This window comes from Pseudomonas sp. p106 (genome assembly GCF_003936645.1).
Classification (GTDB): domain Bacteria; phylum Pseudomonadota; class Gammaproteobacteria; order Pseudomonadales; family Pseudomonadaceae; genus Aquipseudomonas; species Aquipseudomonas putida_E.
The window spans coordinates 195,918-210,230 of record NZ_RHQR01000006.1 but is presented as its reverse complement, the minus strand read 5'-3'; the positions used below and the strand labels follow the sequence as shown (position 1 = coordinate 210,230).

General features: G+C 62.8%; 16 protein-coding genes and 1 pseudogene. 11 read left to right on the top strand and 6 right to left on the bottom strand.

The window, feature by feature from the left end; translation table 11 throughout:
* Positions 1-10: 10 nt before the first annotated feature.
* Positions 11-559 carry a GNAT family N-acetyltransferase gene (locus tag EGJ09_RS10250; protein WP_125923760.1) on the bottom strand — a complete coding sequence of 183 codons (549 nt, stop codon included), beginning with the start codon at positions 557-559 and terminating at the stop codon, positions 11-13.
* A gap of 184 nt (positions 560-743) precedes the next feature.
* Here EGJ09_RS10250 and EGJ09_RS10245 point away from each other — a divergent pair, with 184 nt between their 5' ends.
* From EGJ09_RS10245 to EGJ09_RS10235, 3 genes and pseudogenes are all read left to right on the top strand, one after another.
* Complete coding sequence (locus EGJ09_RS10245) at positions 744-1,670, top strand: universal stress protein (RefSeq protein ID WP_125923759.1); 927 nt, start codon at positions 744-746, stop codon at positions 1,668-1,670.
* Positions 1,661-3,026, top strand: a pseudogene (locus EGJ09_RS10240) (MBL fold metallo-hydrolase RNA specificity domain-containing protein). Before EGJ09_RS10245 ends, EGJ09_RS10240 begins: the two are co-directional and overlap by 10 nt.
* A gap of 19 nt (positions 3,027-3,045) precedes the next feature.
* On the top strand, positions 3,046-3,708 hold the full coding sequence (locus EGJ09_RS10235; RefSeq protein WP_125923758.1) for a hypothetical protein: 663 nt from the start codon (positions 3,046-3,048) through the stop codon (positions 3,706-3,708).
* Here the strand turns inward: EGJ09_RS10235 and EGJ09_RS10230 are convergent.
* Positions 3,687-4,256: a GNAT family N-acetyltransferase gene (locus tag EGJ09_RS10230; protein WP_125923757.1), complete on the bottom strand. Its 570-nt coding sequence runs from the start codon at positions 4,254-4,256 to the stop codon at positions 3,687-3,689. The two genes, EGJ09_RS10235 and EGJ09_RS10230, sit on opposite strands and share 22 nt — an antisense overlap.
* Positions 4,257-4,364: 108 nt before the next feature.
* Complete coding sequence (locus EGJ09_RS10225; protein ID WP_012314874.1) at positions 4,365-4,790, bottom strand: potassium channel family protein; 426 nt, start codon at positions 4,788-4,790, stop codon at positions 4,365-4,367.
* Between the two features lie 234 nt (positions 4,791-5,024).
* Here EGJ09_RS10225 and EGJ09_RS10220 point away from each other — a divergent pair, with 234 nt between their 5' ends.
* From EGJ09_RS10220 to EGJ09_RS10190, 7 genes are read left to right on the top strand one after another with little or no spacing between them, the layout of a single operon-like run.
* Positions 5,025-5,702 (top strand): thermostable hemolysin, encoded by a 678-nt coding sequence (locus EGJ09_RS10220; protein WP_125923756.1) that lies wholly within the window; start codon positions 5,025-5,027, stop codon positions 5,700-5,702.
* Entirely contained in the window at positions 5,692-7,155 is a 1,464-nt protein-coding gene (locus EGJ09_RS10215; RefSeq protein WP_125923755.1) for an AMP-binding protein, read from the top strand. The genes EGJ09_RS10220 and EGJ09_RS10215 overlap by 11 nt, the downstream gene beginning before the upstream one ends.
* Positions 7,156-7,163: 8 nt before the next feature.
* Positions 7,164-7,844 (top strand): TenA family transcriptional regulator, encoded by a 681-nt coding sequence (locus EGJ09_RS10210; protein ID WP_125923754.1) that lies wholly within the window; start codon positions 7,164-7,166, stop codon positions 7,842-7,844.
* Positions 7,831-8,637, top strand: a complete 807-nt coding sequence (locus EGJ09_RS10205) for an SDR family oxidoreductase (RefSeq protein ID WP_125923753.1) — start codon at positions 7,831-7,833, stop codon at positions 8,635-8,637. Before EGJ09_RS10210 ends, EGJ09_RS10205 begins: the two co-directional genes overlap by 14 nt.
* Positions 8,634-9,275 carry a hypothetical protein gene (locus EGJ09_RS10200; RefSeq protein ID WP_125923752.1) on the top strand — a complete coding sequence of 214 codons (642 nt, stop codon included), beginning with the start codon at positions 8,634-8,636 and terminating at the stop codon, positions 9,273-9,275. The genes EGJ09_RS10205 and EGJ09_RS10200 overlap by 4 nt, the downstream gene beginning before the upstream one ends.
* 2 nt (positions 9,276-9,277) lie before the next feature.
* Positions 9,278-9,940 carry a response regulator gene (locus EGJ09_RS10195; protein ID WP_115274541.1) on the top strand — a complete coding sequence of 221 codons (663 nt, stop codon included), beginning with the start codon at positions 9,278-9,280 and terminating at the stop codon, positions 9,938-9,940.
* The gene (locus EGJ09_RS10190) at positions 9,937-11,301 is read left to right on the top strand and encodes a sensor histidine kinase (RefSeq protein WP_125923751.1); all 1,365 of its coding nucleotides are present in this window, start codon (positions 9,937-9,939) and stop codon (positions 11,299-11,301) included. The genes EGJ09_RS10195 and EGJ09_RS10190 overlap by 4 nt, the downstream gene beginning before the upstream one ends.
* On the opposite strand, the gene chrA is transcribed toward EGJ09_RS10190, so the two are convergent.
* Complete coding sequence (chrA, locus tag EGJ09_RS10185) at positions 11,276-12,502, bottom strand: chromate efflux transporter (protein WP_125923750.1); 1,227 nt, start codon at positions 12,500-12,502, stop codon at positions 11,276-11,278. The two genes, EGJ09_RS10190 and chrA, sit on opposite strands and share 26 nt — an antisense overlap.
* A 48-nt stretch (positions 12,503-12,550) precedes the next feature.
* Positions 12,551-12,859 carry a hypothetical protein gene (locus EGJ09_RS10180; RefSeq protein ID WP_115274543.1) on the bottom strand — a complete coding sequence of 103 codons (309 nt, stop codon included), beginning with the start codon at positions 12,857-12,859 and terminating at the stop codon, positions 12,551-12,553.
* 114 nt (positions 12,860-12,973) lie between these two features.
* Here EGJ09_RS10180 and EGJ09_RS10175 point away from each other — a divergent pair, with 114 nt between their 5' ends.
* Positions 12,974-13,534 carry a hypothetical protein gene (locus tag EGJ09_RS10175; protein WP_125923749.1) on the top strand — a complete coding sequence of 187 codons (561 nt, stop codon included), beginning with the start codon at positions 12,974-12,976 and terminating at the stop codon, positions 13,532-13,534.
* An 18-nt stretch (positions 13,535-13,552) separates the two neighbouring features.
* Here the strand turns inward: EGJ09_RS10175 and EGJ09_RS10170 are convergent, their stop codons facing one another.
* Positions 13,553-14,287 (bottom strand): peptidase, encoded by a 735-nt coding sequence (locus EGJ09_RS10170; protein WP_046785838.1) that lies wholly within the window; start codon positions 14,285-14,287, stop codon positions 13,553-13,555.
* Between the last annotated feature and the right edge of the window lie 26 nt (positions 14,288-14,313).

Here is a 14,313-nt window from a genome sequence, read left to right as displayed (position 1 = left end):
GGGCCTTGTTTCAGGCGCGCAGATCAAGCTCGTGGAGGATTTCGCTGACATCGCCGCCCAGGTAGCGCGAGGTGAAGCCCAGCGCCTTGGTCAGCCGGTGCATGGCGTAGTTGTTCGAGAGGTCCCTGGACACCATGCACTGGTAACCATTGCGCCGTGCCGCTTCGATCAGGTGCTGCAGCAACAGCTTGCCCAGCCCCTTGCGCTGCCATTGCTCGCCGACAGCGACGGCACATTCGCAATTGTGGCTACCCGGGATTGCGGCATAGCGGCTTACGCCAAGCTGATGCAGCTGGCCATTGTCATGGGCCAGCGCGACGTAGGCCATGCGCTGGTGACCGTCGACCGGCATCAACTGCGCGTCCAGGGCGGGCAAGCCACCGCTGAGTCCGGCGAGAAAACGAAAGCGCCTGGCCTCATGGCTGATCGTGCTCACAAAGCGACTGTCGCGTTCGTGATCATCATCGCGCAGCGGGCGAATCAGCACGGCTGTGCCGTCAGCAAGGGTGTCTACCCAGTGCTCGCTGGTGTCTTCGGGTTCCAGCAACTGCTTGTTCATAGGGCCTCCTGAGGGCTTGATCAACGTGGGCTTTACCGGTTGTACCGTGAGACGGCGTTCTGGTTCTGACATTGATCAAGTCGGTGCGCCAGTGGTGACTTTCTGATCTGCATCAAACGCGCAAGGGCAGGGGGTTCGAAGATCGATGCTACTTGCCATCGCCGCGTGCGGCCGGAGGTTTGCCATGGGTCAGTATCGACAACTGCTGGTGCTGCTTACCGACATCGACCCGCACTCGGCGGCTTTGCGCCGGGCGCTTGCCCTGGCGCATGTCAGCGGCGCAGCGGTACATATCGTTGGGCTGTTCGAGCCGTACGAGGCGCATTCGTTACGCCAGGAGCGGCTGAACGAAGCCGAGCTGCAGCGCCAGTACGGGCTCTATCGCAAGCAGCTTGAGGCGCTGGTCGAACGTCATCGTTCGAGTAATACCTGTCTGACGCTCGATACCGTCAAGGCAGAAGACCTGCGCGACCAGGCCGCCGATTACATCCGCGAGCTCAAGCCCGATATGGTCATCAAGGACACCGAAACGACACCGGCACTGGCCCGGTTTTTCGGCACGCCGCTGGACTGTGCGCTGATGCGCGCGTACCAAGGCTCGATGCATTTCGTGCCCCGGGCAGCCGCGTCCTTGCCAAAACGCATACTGGTAGCCGTGGACACCGCCCTGCGCGATGACCCCGATGCCCAGATGCTATTCAACCGCGCCCTCATCCGCGCAGCCGATGCCCTGGCGCTGCAATGCGATGCGCAGCTGCACCTGCTCTCGGCCTATGACCTGGTGGGTGTGTATGCCCCTGACATGGTGGTTGCGCAGACCTGGGTCGAGGAGATGCGTGATGCCTTGCAGGTGCCCTTCGATGCATTGGCCGATGCCGAAGGTGTGCCCCCCGATTGCCGGCATTTCATGGAAGGCGGGGCAGTGCAGGTGATTCGGGACCAGGTGGCGGCCCTGGATATCGACGTGGTGGTCATGGGGGTGGTGCAGCCCAGGGGGTTGAGCAAGCTGCTGGGTGATACCACCGAACGTATTGTCAGCGATCCACCGTGTAGCGTGCTGGCCGTTCACCCCTGTGTGATCGATACCTGGGAGCCGATGCCATGCAACTGACCTTTTTCGGCGGGACGGGTACGGTGACGGGCAGCAAGTTCTTGCTGACGCATGACTCGACACGGGTGCTGATCGACTGCGGGCTTTTCCAGGGTTACAAGCAACTGCGCTTGCGCAACTGGGAGCCACTGCCGGCGGCACTGCGTACGGTCGATGCGGTAGTGCTCACGCATGCCCACCTGGACCACAGCGGCTACCTGCCGGTGTTGGTGCGCGAGGGCTTCAGCGGGCCCGTGTATGCCACCCCGGCGACCTGTGCCTTGGCTGAAATCCTGTTGCTCGACAGCGCCCGATTGCAGGAAGAGCAGGCCGAACATGCCAATCGGCATGGCTATTCCAAACATTCGCCGGCCCGCCCCTTGTACACCGAGCAGGATGCCAAACGCGCACTGCAGCTGTTCAGGCCCGTCGCATTGCACCATCGCACCCAGATCGCGCCCGGTGTCGAACTGTTGCTGCGTACGGCCGGGCACATTCTGGGCGCGGCGACCGTGCAACTGACGTTGGACGGCCAGACAGTGGTTTTCTCGGGCGACCTGGGCCGGCCCAATGATCCCGTGATGCGTGCGCCCGAACTGATCGGTGCAGCCGATGTGCTGCTGGTGGAGTCGACCTATGGTGACCGGTTGCACCCAGCACAGCCCCCGGAGCGTTACCTGGCCGATGTGATCAACCAGACCCTGCTGCGCCATGGCATCACCCTGGTGCCGTCGTTCGCGGTTGGCCGAGCGCAATTGCTGATGTATTACCTGTACATGCTCAAACGCGACGGGCTGATACCGGACATTCCGGTGTATCTCAACAGCCCCATGGCAACCGATGCCACCACCCTGTACCAGCAGTTCAGAAGCGAGCATCGCCTCACGGCGCTGGAGTGTGCCCAGATGTGCAAAGGCACGCAAATCATCCGCACGGTCGACGAATCCAGGCACCTGGATCAGCTGCGCGAACCTGCGGTGATCATTGCCGCCAGCGGCATGGCCACGGGAGGGCGGGTGTTGCACCACCTCAAGGCGCTGGCCCCCAATCCGCACAACAGCATTCTGTTCTCTGGCTTTCAGGCAGGCGGTACCCGGGGCGCCGATATCGTTGCCGGGGCGCGCAGCGTGCGCCTGCATGGCGAAGACGTGCCGATTCGGGCGCAAGTCTTTGCCATGGACAATCTGTCGGCATGCCGATGCGGACGAAATCATGGAGTGGTTGCGCGGTTTTACCCGGCCACCGCGGCAAACCTACGTCATTCATGGCGAACCGCATGCTGCGGACACCTTGCGTCGACGGATAAGCCTTGAGCTCGGCTGGCAGGTGTGCGTGCCCGAGCACCTGGAAACGGTTGCCATAGACCCTGTGCGCTGACACGGCGCTGGAGGCTTGCATGAACATGCAAACAAGGGCAAAGCTCAGCGCCTGGGCAAAACGACCCAGGGGCAGCCTTGGATGGATCGCAGCCATCGCCACACTGGTGGTTGCCGCCTCGATCTATCAGGTGTTGGGCCCGGCCTGGCAACTGCCCATGCGCGCCCCGGCCATTGTGCTGGCGCTGCTGGCGCTCAGTGCGGCGGTCGGGTTGGCCGTGCACCGCAGTTTCAAGAGTACGGTGGGCAAGACCATTTTTTTCGGGCAGGGGAGAGGTTGGCAGGCGAGGCTCGCCATTGTCCGGGACGTAGCCAGGGAGTCGAACATTTTGCTGGGCATGCTGCTACTGCTGGCAGTGTTGGGCTTAGGCTCACTGATACTCGCCAGCCGCTCCGTGCAAGGCATCGTCAGCGGATGCGAGACCAACCTGCAGGCCCAGGTTGATCTGCCAGAGGACCAGGCGCTCGCCGCGTTGGTCGCCCAACCGGTCTGCCAGTGCCTGGCGCAAACGTTTCTGGAACGCAATGGCGTCATCCGCCTGGCGCTGTTCAATACACCGTTGCTTGAAGTCAGTGCCTTCAAGGGTGTGACCGAAGCCGATGAGCGGCGGTGCCTGGAGCAACTGGACCTGCTGCCGGAGGCTACCGCCGGGGCACCGCCTCAGGCCAGCGAAAGCCGGTGAATCAACTGGCTTGGGTCATCCGGGTCTCTGGCAGTGGTGAACCCTGCCGCCTGCGCCAGATCGCGCATCGCCACATTGGCCGCAGCGTCGATGGAATACATCTGCCGCAGGCCCTTGGCGCGTGCGTGGTCGATCAGGTGCCGGAGCAGCAATGTGCCCAGACCGTGGCGCTGCCAGCTATCGAGCACGGTGACGGCGCATTCGCATTCTTGGTTGTCCGCACCGGTGGCGTAGCGGGAGATACCGACTTCCTGCAGTTCACCGTCGACATGCGCGAGGGCCACGTAGGCCATGTGCTGGTCCTGATCAACCACCATCAGTTGATCCAGCATGGCTTCGCCAGGCTCCTTGAGCTGGGACAGAAAACGGAAGTGGCGCGATTGAGGGGACATGCGTTCGATGAAGTTCTTCTCGCGCTGACGGTCCTTGGGCTGCAAGGGCCTGATCAGCACATGGGTGCCATTGTCGAGCGCTTCGATCCAGTGTTCGCCGGTCGTGGCAGGAAATGCCGGTGCTGCTTGTGGGCGGGGTGTTTCGGCGGGTGCCATGGCAAGCCTCCTTACATTCGGGGGTGTACAAAGGAGGTTCAGTTTCAGCGCCTCGCCTTCTGCGCGCTTGATAGTTGTCAATTGCCGCGCCTTCAGGCCCACGCCTCGCTACTTGGCCTTCCAGTACTTCTGCATTTCCAGAAACAGAAAGGAGGCCGTCCAGGTGATCATCACCAGGCCCGTGAGTGCCTGCAGGCCTGTGAGGTATTTGAGGTCGCCGCTGGGCGAAATATCGCCGAAACCGATGGTGGTATAGGTAGTGAATGAGAAGTACACGCAGTCCATGAACGTGCCGTCGAAGTTGCCGCTCAGCGTGCCCCAGCCTTCGGCACTGGCCATCAGGTAATAGACAAGGGCAAAGCACCAGACTTCCAGGGCGTGGGCCACCAGCGCGCCGAGCACACCGATGACGATGCGAAACCGGCTCCAGAGCTTGAGCCGCGGCAGCCAGTCGTTCAGGCGCAGCAGGCATTCGTAATGAATCACCACCACCAGCACCACGACCAGCGCGTTGATCAGCGTGACGGTAAGCATCGACGGCTCCCCTGTGGCCCTGACAGAAGTTTGGCCGGTAATGGCCATCGTGTCGGTTTTACACCTGAACATCAGTTGATGATTGATAAAGATCACTGCGCGGGTCCTGTAGGAGCCGGCTTGCCGGCGATGGCTGCGTAGCAGCCCAACAACGCAGGTCGAATCCGTCACTTCAGATTACCTTCAGATTGACCACTGATACTCACCCCATCAAGCCCAAACGGGGGGAGTTTCATGACCCAGTCTCAGTGGAGCAGCCTGCTCCCATTGCCTATCGGCAGCCACGTCGACCATCACGCCCACTTGTCGCTTCATTTGCACAAGGACCCAGGGCGCGATGAGCTTGAGCACTTCATCCATCAGTGTTTTGCCAGCGTGCATCACGCTGATGTGCACCATTACCTGCCAGAACTGCTGGCACTGCAGGACAGCCAGGGTCGGCTGGTGGCTGCCGCAGGCATGCGCCCGGCCAGCAGCGGGCCGCTGTTTCTGGAGCACTATCTGGACGAGCCGCTGGAAGCTGCAGTATCACGCGTGGCGGGCTGCACCCTTGAGCGCGCGAGCATGGTCGAAGTCGGCAACCTAGCTTCGCTCAGTGCCGGTAGCGCGCGAATCATGATCATAGCGGTGACCTGGTTGCTGGCCATGCGCGGCTTGCGGTGGGTGGCGTTCACCGGCGCGACGACATTGATCAACAGCTTTCAGCGCCTGGGGTTGGTGCCATCGGTGCTGGCGTCGGCCGACCCGGCCCGGCTGAACGGGCAGGTGGACCAATGGGGTACCTACTACGCCCAGCACCCACAAGTCTTTGCCGGCAATATCGGTCATGGCTTCGATGCCTTGAGCAAGGCCGGGGTGTTCCAGCGCCTGGGGTTGCCAACGGCCCTTGAGGAGACTGGCCATGCCGCATGAGCTGGAGCGCTTTCATCAACTGCTGGTCACGTTTGCACGTGATCACGGTGACGCGATCGCCATACAAGATGAGACACAGCGCTTCACTTACAGGCAATTACTGGCAGAGGTGCAGTTGCGCACCCACAACTTGCGTAGCCGCTCGCCAGGCACGCTGGTACTGGCCCTGGATAATGGCCCGCAGTTGCTGTTCTGGGATCTGGCGGCGCTTTTTGCCCAGCGTCCCTGCGTGATCGTGCCCTCGTTCTTCAGTGCCGCTCAATTCAGCCATTGCATCGAGCAGAGCGGTGCCAGCCATGTGCTGTGCGACCCGCAATGGCGCGGTACGCTCGCCGAGCTGGGGTTCGCCCAGCAGGGCGGGTTCTGGGTTCGCCAGGCACAACCCGCTGCGGCGCTGCCTGCCGGTACCGCCAAGATCACCTACACCTCCGGCAGCACGGGCAAGCCCAAGGGCGTGTGCCTGTCGTCCGAAGCCCTGCTGCGTGTAGCCCGGGAACTGGAGGTGGCCAGCCGGCCCAGTGAACCTCAGCGTTACCTGGCGGTGTTGCCGCTTGGTGTGCTGCTGGAAAACCTCGGTGTCTACGCCGCCTTGATGGCCGGGGCGAGTGTGCTGCTGTACCCCCAGGCGCTTCTGGGCATGGGCGGTGCGAGCCAGGTCGATTTCAAGCGCTTGCTGGGGGTAATCGCCCTGAGCGGCGCGCAGAGCCTGATTCTGGTGCCGCAGTTGTTGATGGGGCTGATCGCTGCCATCGAGCGCGGGCTGATGCGCGTGGGGGCGCTGCGGTTCGTTGCCGTCGGCGGTGCCCGGGTGGCGCCCAGCCTGTTGGCCCGCGCCGAAGCGGTCGGCCTGCCGGTGTTCGAAGGCTATGGCTTGTCCGAGTGCGCATCGGTGGTGGCCTTGAACCGGCCAGGCGCAACCCGCCGGGGCAGTGTCGGCAAACCGCTGCCCCATGTGCAGGTGCGTATCGCCGAAGACGGGGAGGTGCTGGTGGCGGGCTCGGTGTTGCTCGGCTACCTGGAGGAACCACCCGTCTGCGATAGCTGGTGGGCTACAGGCGACCTTGGCCATTTCGACGAGCAGGGCTACCTGTACCTCGATGGCCGCAAGAAACACCAGTTCATCACCAGCTTCGGGCGCAACGTCAACCCGGAATGGGTGGAGGCCGAACTGACCCAGAGCGGTGTGATCGCCCAGGCGTTCGTGCATGGCGAGGCCCTGCCAAAGAACCTGGCATTGCTCTGGCCGCTGGACCCTGCTGCCCCCGACACACTCATCGACCAGGCCGTGCAGCAGTGCAATGCCTTGCTGCCGGACTACGCCCGGGTCCATGCCTGGCGTCGCCTGCCGCGCCCACTGTCCAGTACCGACGACACACTGACCGCCAATGGCCGCCCGCGACGCGAGGCCATCCTGCGGCGTTACCACTCCCAGTTATCCGATATCCCGTTGTGAGGTCCGCCATGTCCTTTTTTGACACGCTGCAACTGCAAACCACCCAGGAGCGTCAGGCCCTGTTCGCCGTGCCGGTCATACGCGATGCGTTGGCGGGGCACGTCAGCCTCGACAGCTATGTGGCCTTCCTGACCCAGGCCTACCACCATGTGCGCCATACCGTGCCGCTGATGATGGCGTGCGGCGCGCGCCTGCCTTCGCGCCTGGAATGGCTGCGCGGCGCCGTGTGCGAATACATCGAGGAGGAGTACGGCCACGAGCAGTGGATCCTCGATGACATCAAGGCCTGCGGTGGCGACTGGCAAGCGGTGCGTGACGGTCGGCCGGCACTGCCGATCGAGCTGATGGTCGCCTACCTTTATGACGTGATCGCCCGGGGCAACCCGGTCGGGCTGTTTGGCATGGTCAACGTGCTCGAAGGCACCAGCATTGCCCTGGCCACCCAAGCCGCCGGCACGATCCAGAGCACTTTGGCGCTGCCGGACCGGGCCTTCAGCTACCTCAGCTCCCATGGCGCGCTGGACCAGGACCACATGGTCACCTACAAGCGGCTGATGGACCGCCTTGATGATGCTGATGACCAGCGGGCTGTGATTTATGCGGCCAAAGTGGTTTACCGCCTGTATACCGACATGTTCCAGGGGCTGCCGCGTGCGGGCCTGCAAGAGGTGCGTCATGCGCTTGCCTGAGTGTGTGGTGATACTCACCGGCGCCAGCGGCGGCATCGGCCTGGAGCTGGCCGAACAGTTGTGCGCAGCCGGTGCCCGGGTACTGGCGGTGAGCCGGCAGATGGGCAAACTCGCCGGCCTGATGCACCGTTACCAGGGCAGGCTGCTTTGGCAGTCGGCCGACCTGCGCAGCCATGAGGGGCGTGAGCAGGTGCTTGCCCGTGCCCGGGAGATGGGTGGGGTCAATGTCCTGATCAATGCCGCGGGCGTGAACCGCTTTGCCCTGCTTGACCAGATTGACGAGCAGGCGCTGGACGAGTTGCTGGACATCAACCTCAAAGCCGCTCTGCAACTGACGCGTGTATGCCTGCCGCTGCTGCGCGCACAACCCCGGGCGCTGGTGGTCAACGTCGGCTCCACCTACGGCTCGATAGGTTACCCCGGTTATGCCACCTACTGCGCCAGCAAGTTTGCCCTGCGCGGTTTTTCTGAGGCGCTGCGCCGCGAGCTGGCCGATACCTCGGTGAATGTCATGTACGCCGCACCCCGGGCAACCCGCACCGCGATGAACAGCACCGCCGCCACGGCGCTCAACCAGGCGCTGAAGGTCGGCATGGACGACCCGGCGGATGTGGCCCGCGCCGTGCTCAAGGCCGTGCAATCAGAACGCAGCGAGCTGTACCTGGGCTGGCCGGAAAAGCTCTTCGTGCGCATCAACGGCATGTTGCCCGGCGTGGTCGACCGTGCGCTGCGCAAGCAACTACCGGTGATCCATCGTTATATCGCGAGCCATTCCAAGGAGTCGATCAAATGAAATGTCTGTTCATCGCAGGCCTGCTGGTGTTCGCACCGCTCACCTGGGCGCTGGACCAGGCGGGTAGCCAACAATTGGCCAACCTGCAGCAGCGCTGGGCGCAGATTCAGTACCAGACGCCTGAAGGCAAGCGCGCCGATGCGTTCGAGAAACTGGCAGCCGACGCCTCCAGACTCGTTCATCAGCACCCGGGCTCGGCCGAACCTTTGATCTGGGAGGGCATCATCAACAGCAGTTGGGCGGGTGCCACTGGCGGGCTGGGGGCGCTGGGCAAGGTCAAGTCGGCCAAGGCCAGCCTGGAAGAGGCGATCAAACTCGACCCCAATGCCCTGCAGGGCTCGGCGTATACCAGCCTGGGTACCTTGTATGACCAAGTGCCTGGCTGGCCTATCGGTTTTGGTGACAGCGAAAAGGCCGACACCTTGTTGCGCAAGGCGCTGCAAATCAACCCCAATGGTATCGACAGCAATTACTTCTGGGCCGATCATCTGTTCCGGCAAAAACGCTACGCGCAGGCCACTGCAGCGCTGGAGAAAGCCCGGCAGGCGCCGCCACGGCCGGGGCGCGAGCTGGCCGACCAGGGCCGGCGTGGCGATATCGATGCTTTACTCAAGGCCATCAAGGCCAAACAGGACTGAACATGCGGCTGCTGCTGGTTGAGGATGATACCGCTCTGGGTGAGGGGATCTGCGACGGGTTGCGCCAGGAGGGCTATACCCTCGACTGGTTGCGCGATGGCCTGAGCGGGCTGCATGCCCTGCAACACGAAGCATTCGACCTGGTGATCCTCGACCTCGGGCTGCCGCGGTTGGGTGGCATCGAGTTGCTGCGCCGGGTGAGGGCGGGGGGCGACAGCCTGCCGGTTCTGATCCTTACCGCGCGCGATGCAACCGAAGACCGCATCACTGGCCTGGATGCCGGCGCCGACGATTACCTGGTCAAGCCTTTCGACCTCAACGAGCTCAAGGCCCGCCTGCGCGCCTTGCTCAGGCGCAGTGCCGGGCGGGCCAAGGTGCTCATCGAGCACGCGGGCGTAAGCCTGGACCCCGCCACTCAGCAGGTGCACTACAACGGTGTGCCTGTGGTACTGACGCCCAAGGAGTATCGGCTGCTGCACGAGTTGCTGGCGCAACCGGGCAAGGTGTTCACCCGTGAGCGGCTGACCCAGCTGCTGTATGGCTGGGACGAGGAACCTGAGAGCAACACGCTGGAGGTGAACATCTATCACTTGCGCAAGAAGCTGTTCAACGGCTTGATCCGCACGGTGCGCGGTATCGGTTATCTGGTCGAGGGCAAGCTATGAGCTCGCTGCGCCAGCGTACGCTGTGGCGGGTGATGGCGCTGATGCTGCTCGGCACCGGCTTGTTGGCGCTGTACAACTATCACGACAGCCGGCGCGAGATCAACGAAGTCTACGATGCCCACATGGCTCAGAATGCCCGGCTGTTGCAGGGGGTGATGAACCTGCCGGTGCAGGATGGCAACCGCGAAAAGCTTTATCGGGCGTTCAACGAGGCGCTGGGCAAGGCCGGGCGCCATCGCGTGGGCCACCCCTATGAAAGCAAGCTGGCGTTCCAGGTATGGGGTGATGGAGCACGGCTGCTGGTGCACACGCCCAGTGCGCCGATGCTCGACCCACCGCCCACGGCCCCGGGCTTTTATGATTTCGCCAGCGGCGGCGAACAATGGCGCGGCTTCGTTCTACCGGTGCCCGAAAAGCAGTGGGTGATCTGGGTGGGTGAGCGCGACGATGTGCGTTACGACCTGATCGACCGCATCGTACGCCATACCCTGTTCCCGTTTCTGCTTGGCAGCCTGGGCCTGGCGCTGCTGGTCTGGGCAGCTATCGGCTGGGGATTGCGCCCGTTGCAGAACATGGCCGATGTGATTCGCGCGCGCCATGCCGACTCCCTCGAACCGCTGCAGCTGGTGCCGTTGCCGACCGAGCTCGAGCCCATGCAGGCGGCCATCAACCGCCTGCTGGCGCAGATCGAGGACCTGCTGCGGCGCGAGCATCGCTTCATTGCCGACGCCGCCCATGAGATGCGCACCCCGCTGGCGATCCTGCGCCTGCATGCGCAAAACGCCCAGGCCGCCAGTACCGATGCCGAGCGCCAGAAAGCCCTGGGCTTTCTGATTGGCGGCGTGGACCGGCTGACCCGGGTGGTCAACCAGTTGCTGACTCTCGCCCGCGTCGAGCCGCGCCTCGGTCAGCGTCCCACCACCCTTGTCGACTTGGGTGAAGTGGTCACCGATGTGCTGGCGGATCTCACGCCCTGGATACTGGATCGCGGCCTGGAGCCTTCGCTGGATATCAGTGAGGGTGACCATGGCCTGATGATCGATGCCGGTGCGCTGGGCATCGCCTTGCAGAACCTGGTTTCCAATGCAGTGGAGCATTCACCGCCGGGCGGGCGCATCACCGTATCACTCAGGCGCCTGGCCAATCGCTTCGAACTGGTTGTCGAGGATGAAGGGCCGGGTATCGACGAGGCGAATCTTGGGCGGGTGTTCGAGCGCTTCTATAGCCGCAACAGCCCCAATGGAGCAGGGCTTGGCCTCTCGATCGTGGCTACCATCGTCGAGCGGATGGGCGGGCAGGTACGCCTTGAAAACAGGGCCAGTGGCGGGCTGGCAGCTACCCTGACGTTTGCGTTGCAGTAAGCAGCCAGCCGAAGAGGCCGCAACCCAGCACAACCAGCCAGGGAGGCATCTTCCAGAACATCAGGGCCACGAGGGCGGTCAGCGCAAAAGCGAAGTCCGATGGCTTGGCAATGGCGCTCGTCCAGACCGGGTGGTACAAGGCGGCTAACAGCAGCCCCACTACGCCTGCGTTTACACCACCCAGCGCGGCCTGGCTACGAGCGCTGTGCCGCAGTTTTTGCCAAAAGGGCAATACGCCGATCACCAGCAGGAAGGAGGGGGTGAAAATGGCGAGAATGCAGACAGTCGCGCCCACCCAGCCGGATGGCTGCACGCTCATGGACGCCCCCAAAAATGCTGCAAACGTGAAGAGGGGGCCGGGTACGGCCTGCGCCAAACCATAACCCGCCAGGAAGGTGTCATTGGCGACCCAGCCATTGGGTACTGTCGCCGACTGCAGCAGCGGCAGAACCACATGCCCGCCCCCGAAGACCAGTGAGCCTGCACTGTAGAAGGCGTTCACCATCGCCATGGCCTGCGACGGCCAGAAGTGGGCCATCAGCGGCAGGCCGAGCAACAGACCAAAGAACACTGTCAGCGCGATCAGGCCGGTTTTGCGGCTGACTGAAAACGGCAGTTTCTCCCCTGCTGGAGGCGGGGTGGACTTGAACAGCAGCAAGCCTGCGACGGCAGAACACACAATCACGCCTATCTGTCCCATTGCAGTGGGCCACACAAGCGCAGCGCAGGCGGCGAACAGGGCGATGGTCACGCGCGGACCATCGGTGCAAAGGCTGCGTGCCATGCCCCACACTGCCTGCGCGACAACAGCGACTGCGACGATCTTCAGGCCGTGCAGCAAACCACCAGAGACGGCTCCTCCCCATGCCCAGATGCCCTGAGCAAACAGAACCAGGATGATGGCCGATGGCAATGTGAAGCCTGCCCACGCTGCCACAGCGCCCGCTAAACCAGCGCGTGAGAGGCCCAGGCCTATGCCGACCTGGCTGCTCGCCGGCCCGGGAAGCAGCTGGCACAGGGCGACCAGCTCGGCATAACTGCGTTCACTGAGCCATTGGCGGCGGTTTACCAACGCTTCGCGAAAGTAACCCAGGTGCGCAATAGGGCCACCGAAAGAGGTCAGCCCCAGGCGCAAGAACACCAGAAATACCGACCAGGCAGAGTCGCGAGAGGTCACGGCGCTGTTACTGCGTTCTGACAATGCAGGCTCCTTGAAGTATTGCCGCTGAGGTGCAAGAGGGTACGCAGATCAGAGCTTGCCTTCCGACCCGGTGTAACTGGCGCCTTGCACCTTGCCATTGGCATCGGCCAGGCATGACCATGGCGCTTGCGCGCCGGGTACCTGGATATTCACGCCGATGCCCGCTTCGCTGGTCAGCACTTCGATCACCGATAGCGTGTTGCGTGCCATACCGGTTATTTTCGCGACCTCGTCCAGGCAGGCATTGCGGGCCTTGGCAGTGCCGGGCACCGCCGCGGCGTTGGCACCCTGATCTGCTGAGCTGGCTGCTGTGGCGAACAACAACAGCACAGCACCAGCCAGGTAGTTGCGCTTCATGACGGTGACCTCGGTCGATAGGGCAGAGAAGAGAATAGCCGGTCAGGCAGGTATTTTTCGAGAATCGCTGCTGCCCGGCTACGCTTGCCAGAGCAATGGCTTACAGGAGGTAGCATGAGCAATTTCCCAATTGTCGCCACTGTCTTATCGATGATATTGGGTTTATCCGTCACCCGCCTGCTTCTGGGCGCGCTGACCGTCTTCCGCATTCGCCGCAGCGCTGCCCCCGATTGGGTTGCCCTGGTCTGGGCGGTCATGCTCTTCACCACACAGATGGATTTCTGGTGGGCGGTCAATACGCTGCCGCAAATAAGGGCGACCTTCTCGTTCCAGGAGTTTTTGCTGCTGGTGCTGCTGGCGCTTTCGCTGTTCGTTTCCTCGGCGCTGATGTTGCCCAGCCGGAGCGAGGACGAGCTCGAAGGGCTTCGCGTGTATTTTGAGCAGGATGGCCGATACGCGCTGCTGTTTCTGTCGGGCTATTACCTGCTTGGCTTCATCGTCAACGTTCTGTTGTTCGGCGTTTCGCCCATGGCGCTTTGGGGTGCCTTTGACGTGATCATGATGGTGATCCCGCTGTGTGTGTTTGCAGCCCGCTCGCGCAAGGCCTATGCCCTGCTGACCGTGGCATTCGTGCCTATCAATATTGCGGACCTGGTGATATCGCTACTGGCGTGACCGAGGGAAGGCCCCGGCTCATTCGGCCATGAACCCCGGCGGTGGCGGCGTCAGCTCGCCCAGCAGGCTTTTCAAACCGTCGCTCCATTGTTTGCGGATGTGGCTGTAGTAGGGGTCGTCTTGATGGATGCGCACTGGCTCCCTGGCCTTTAGGCTGTCCTTGCCATACACCAACAGGTCCAGCGGCATGCCGACCGACAGGTTGCTGCGGATGGTGGAGTCGAATGAGATCAAACCGCAGCGCAGTGCTTCGTCCAAGGGAGTGTCGTAGGTGAGGTTGCGGTCGAGAATCGGCCTGCCGTACTTGCTCTCGCCCAATTGCAGGAAGGGTGTGTCTGGCGTTGCCTGGAAGAAGTTGCCTTGGGCGTAGACGTTGTAGATGCCCATGGCGCTGCCCGCGATCTGGCCGCCCACCGTGAACGAGGCGCTCAGGTCGATCTGGGCCGTCAGCTTGCTGCGGTCACGGGTAATGACTTCGCGAAGGGTTTCGGCCACCAGCACCGTTGCATCGTAGAGCGTGCCGACGTTCAGCAGGTGGGTGCCGGTGCCTCGGCTGCGTTGTTCAAGCAGGTTGACCACCGATTGCGAGGTGGCTAGGTTGCCGGCGGTCTGCAGGACGATCAGCCGGTCCCCCGGCACGCTGAAAACGAACAGCTTGCGAAACGTGGATATCTGGTCGATACCGGCATTGGTGCGTGAGTCGCAGATGAATACCAGCCCGTCCGCCAAGTGCATAGCGACGCAGTAGGTCATGCTGTCTACCTTGTTCCTGGAATGGA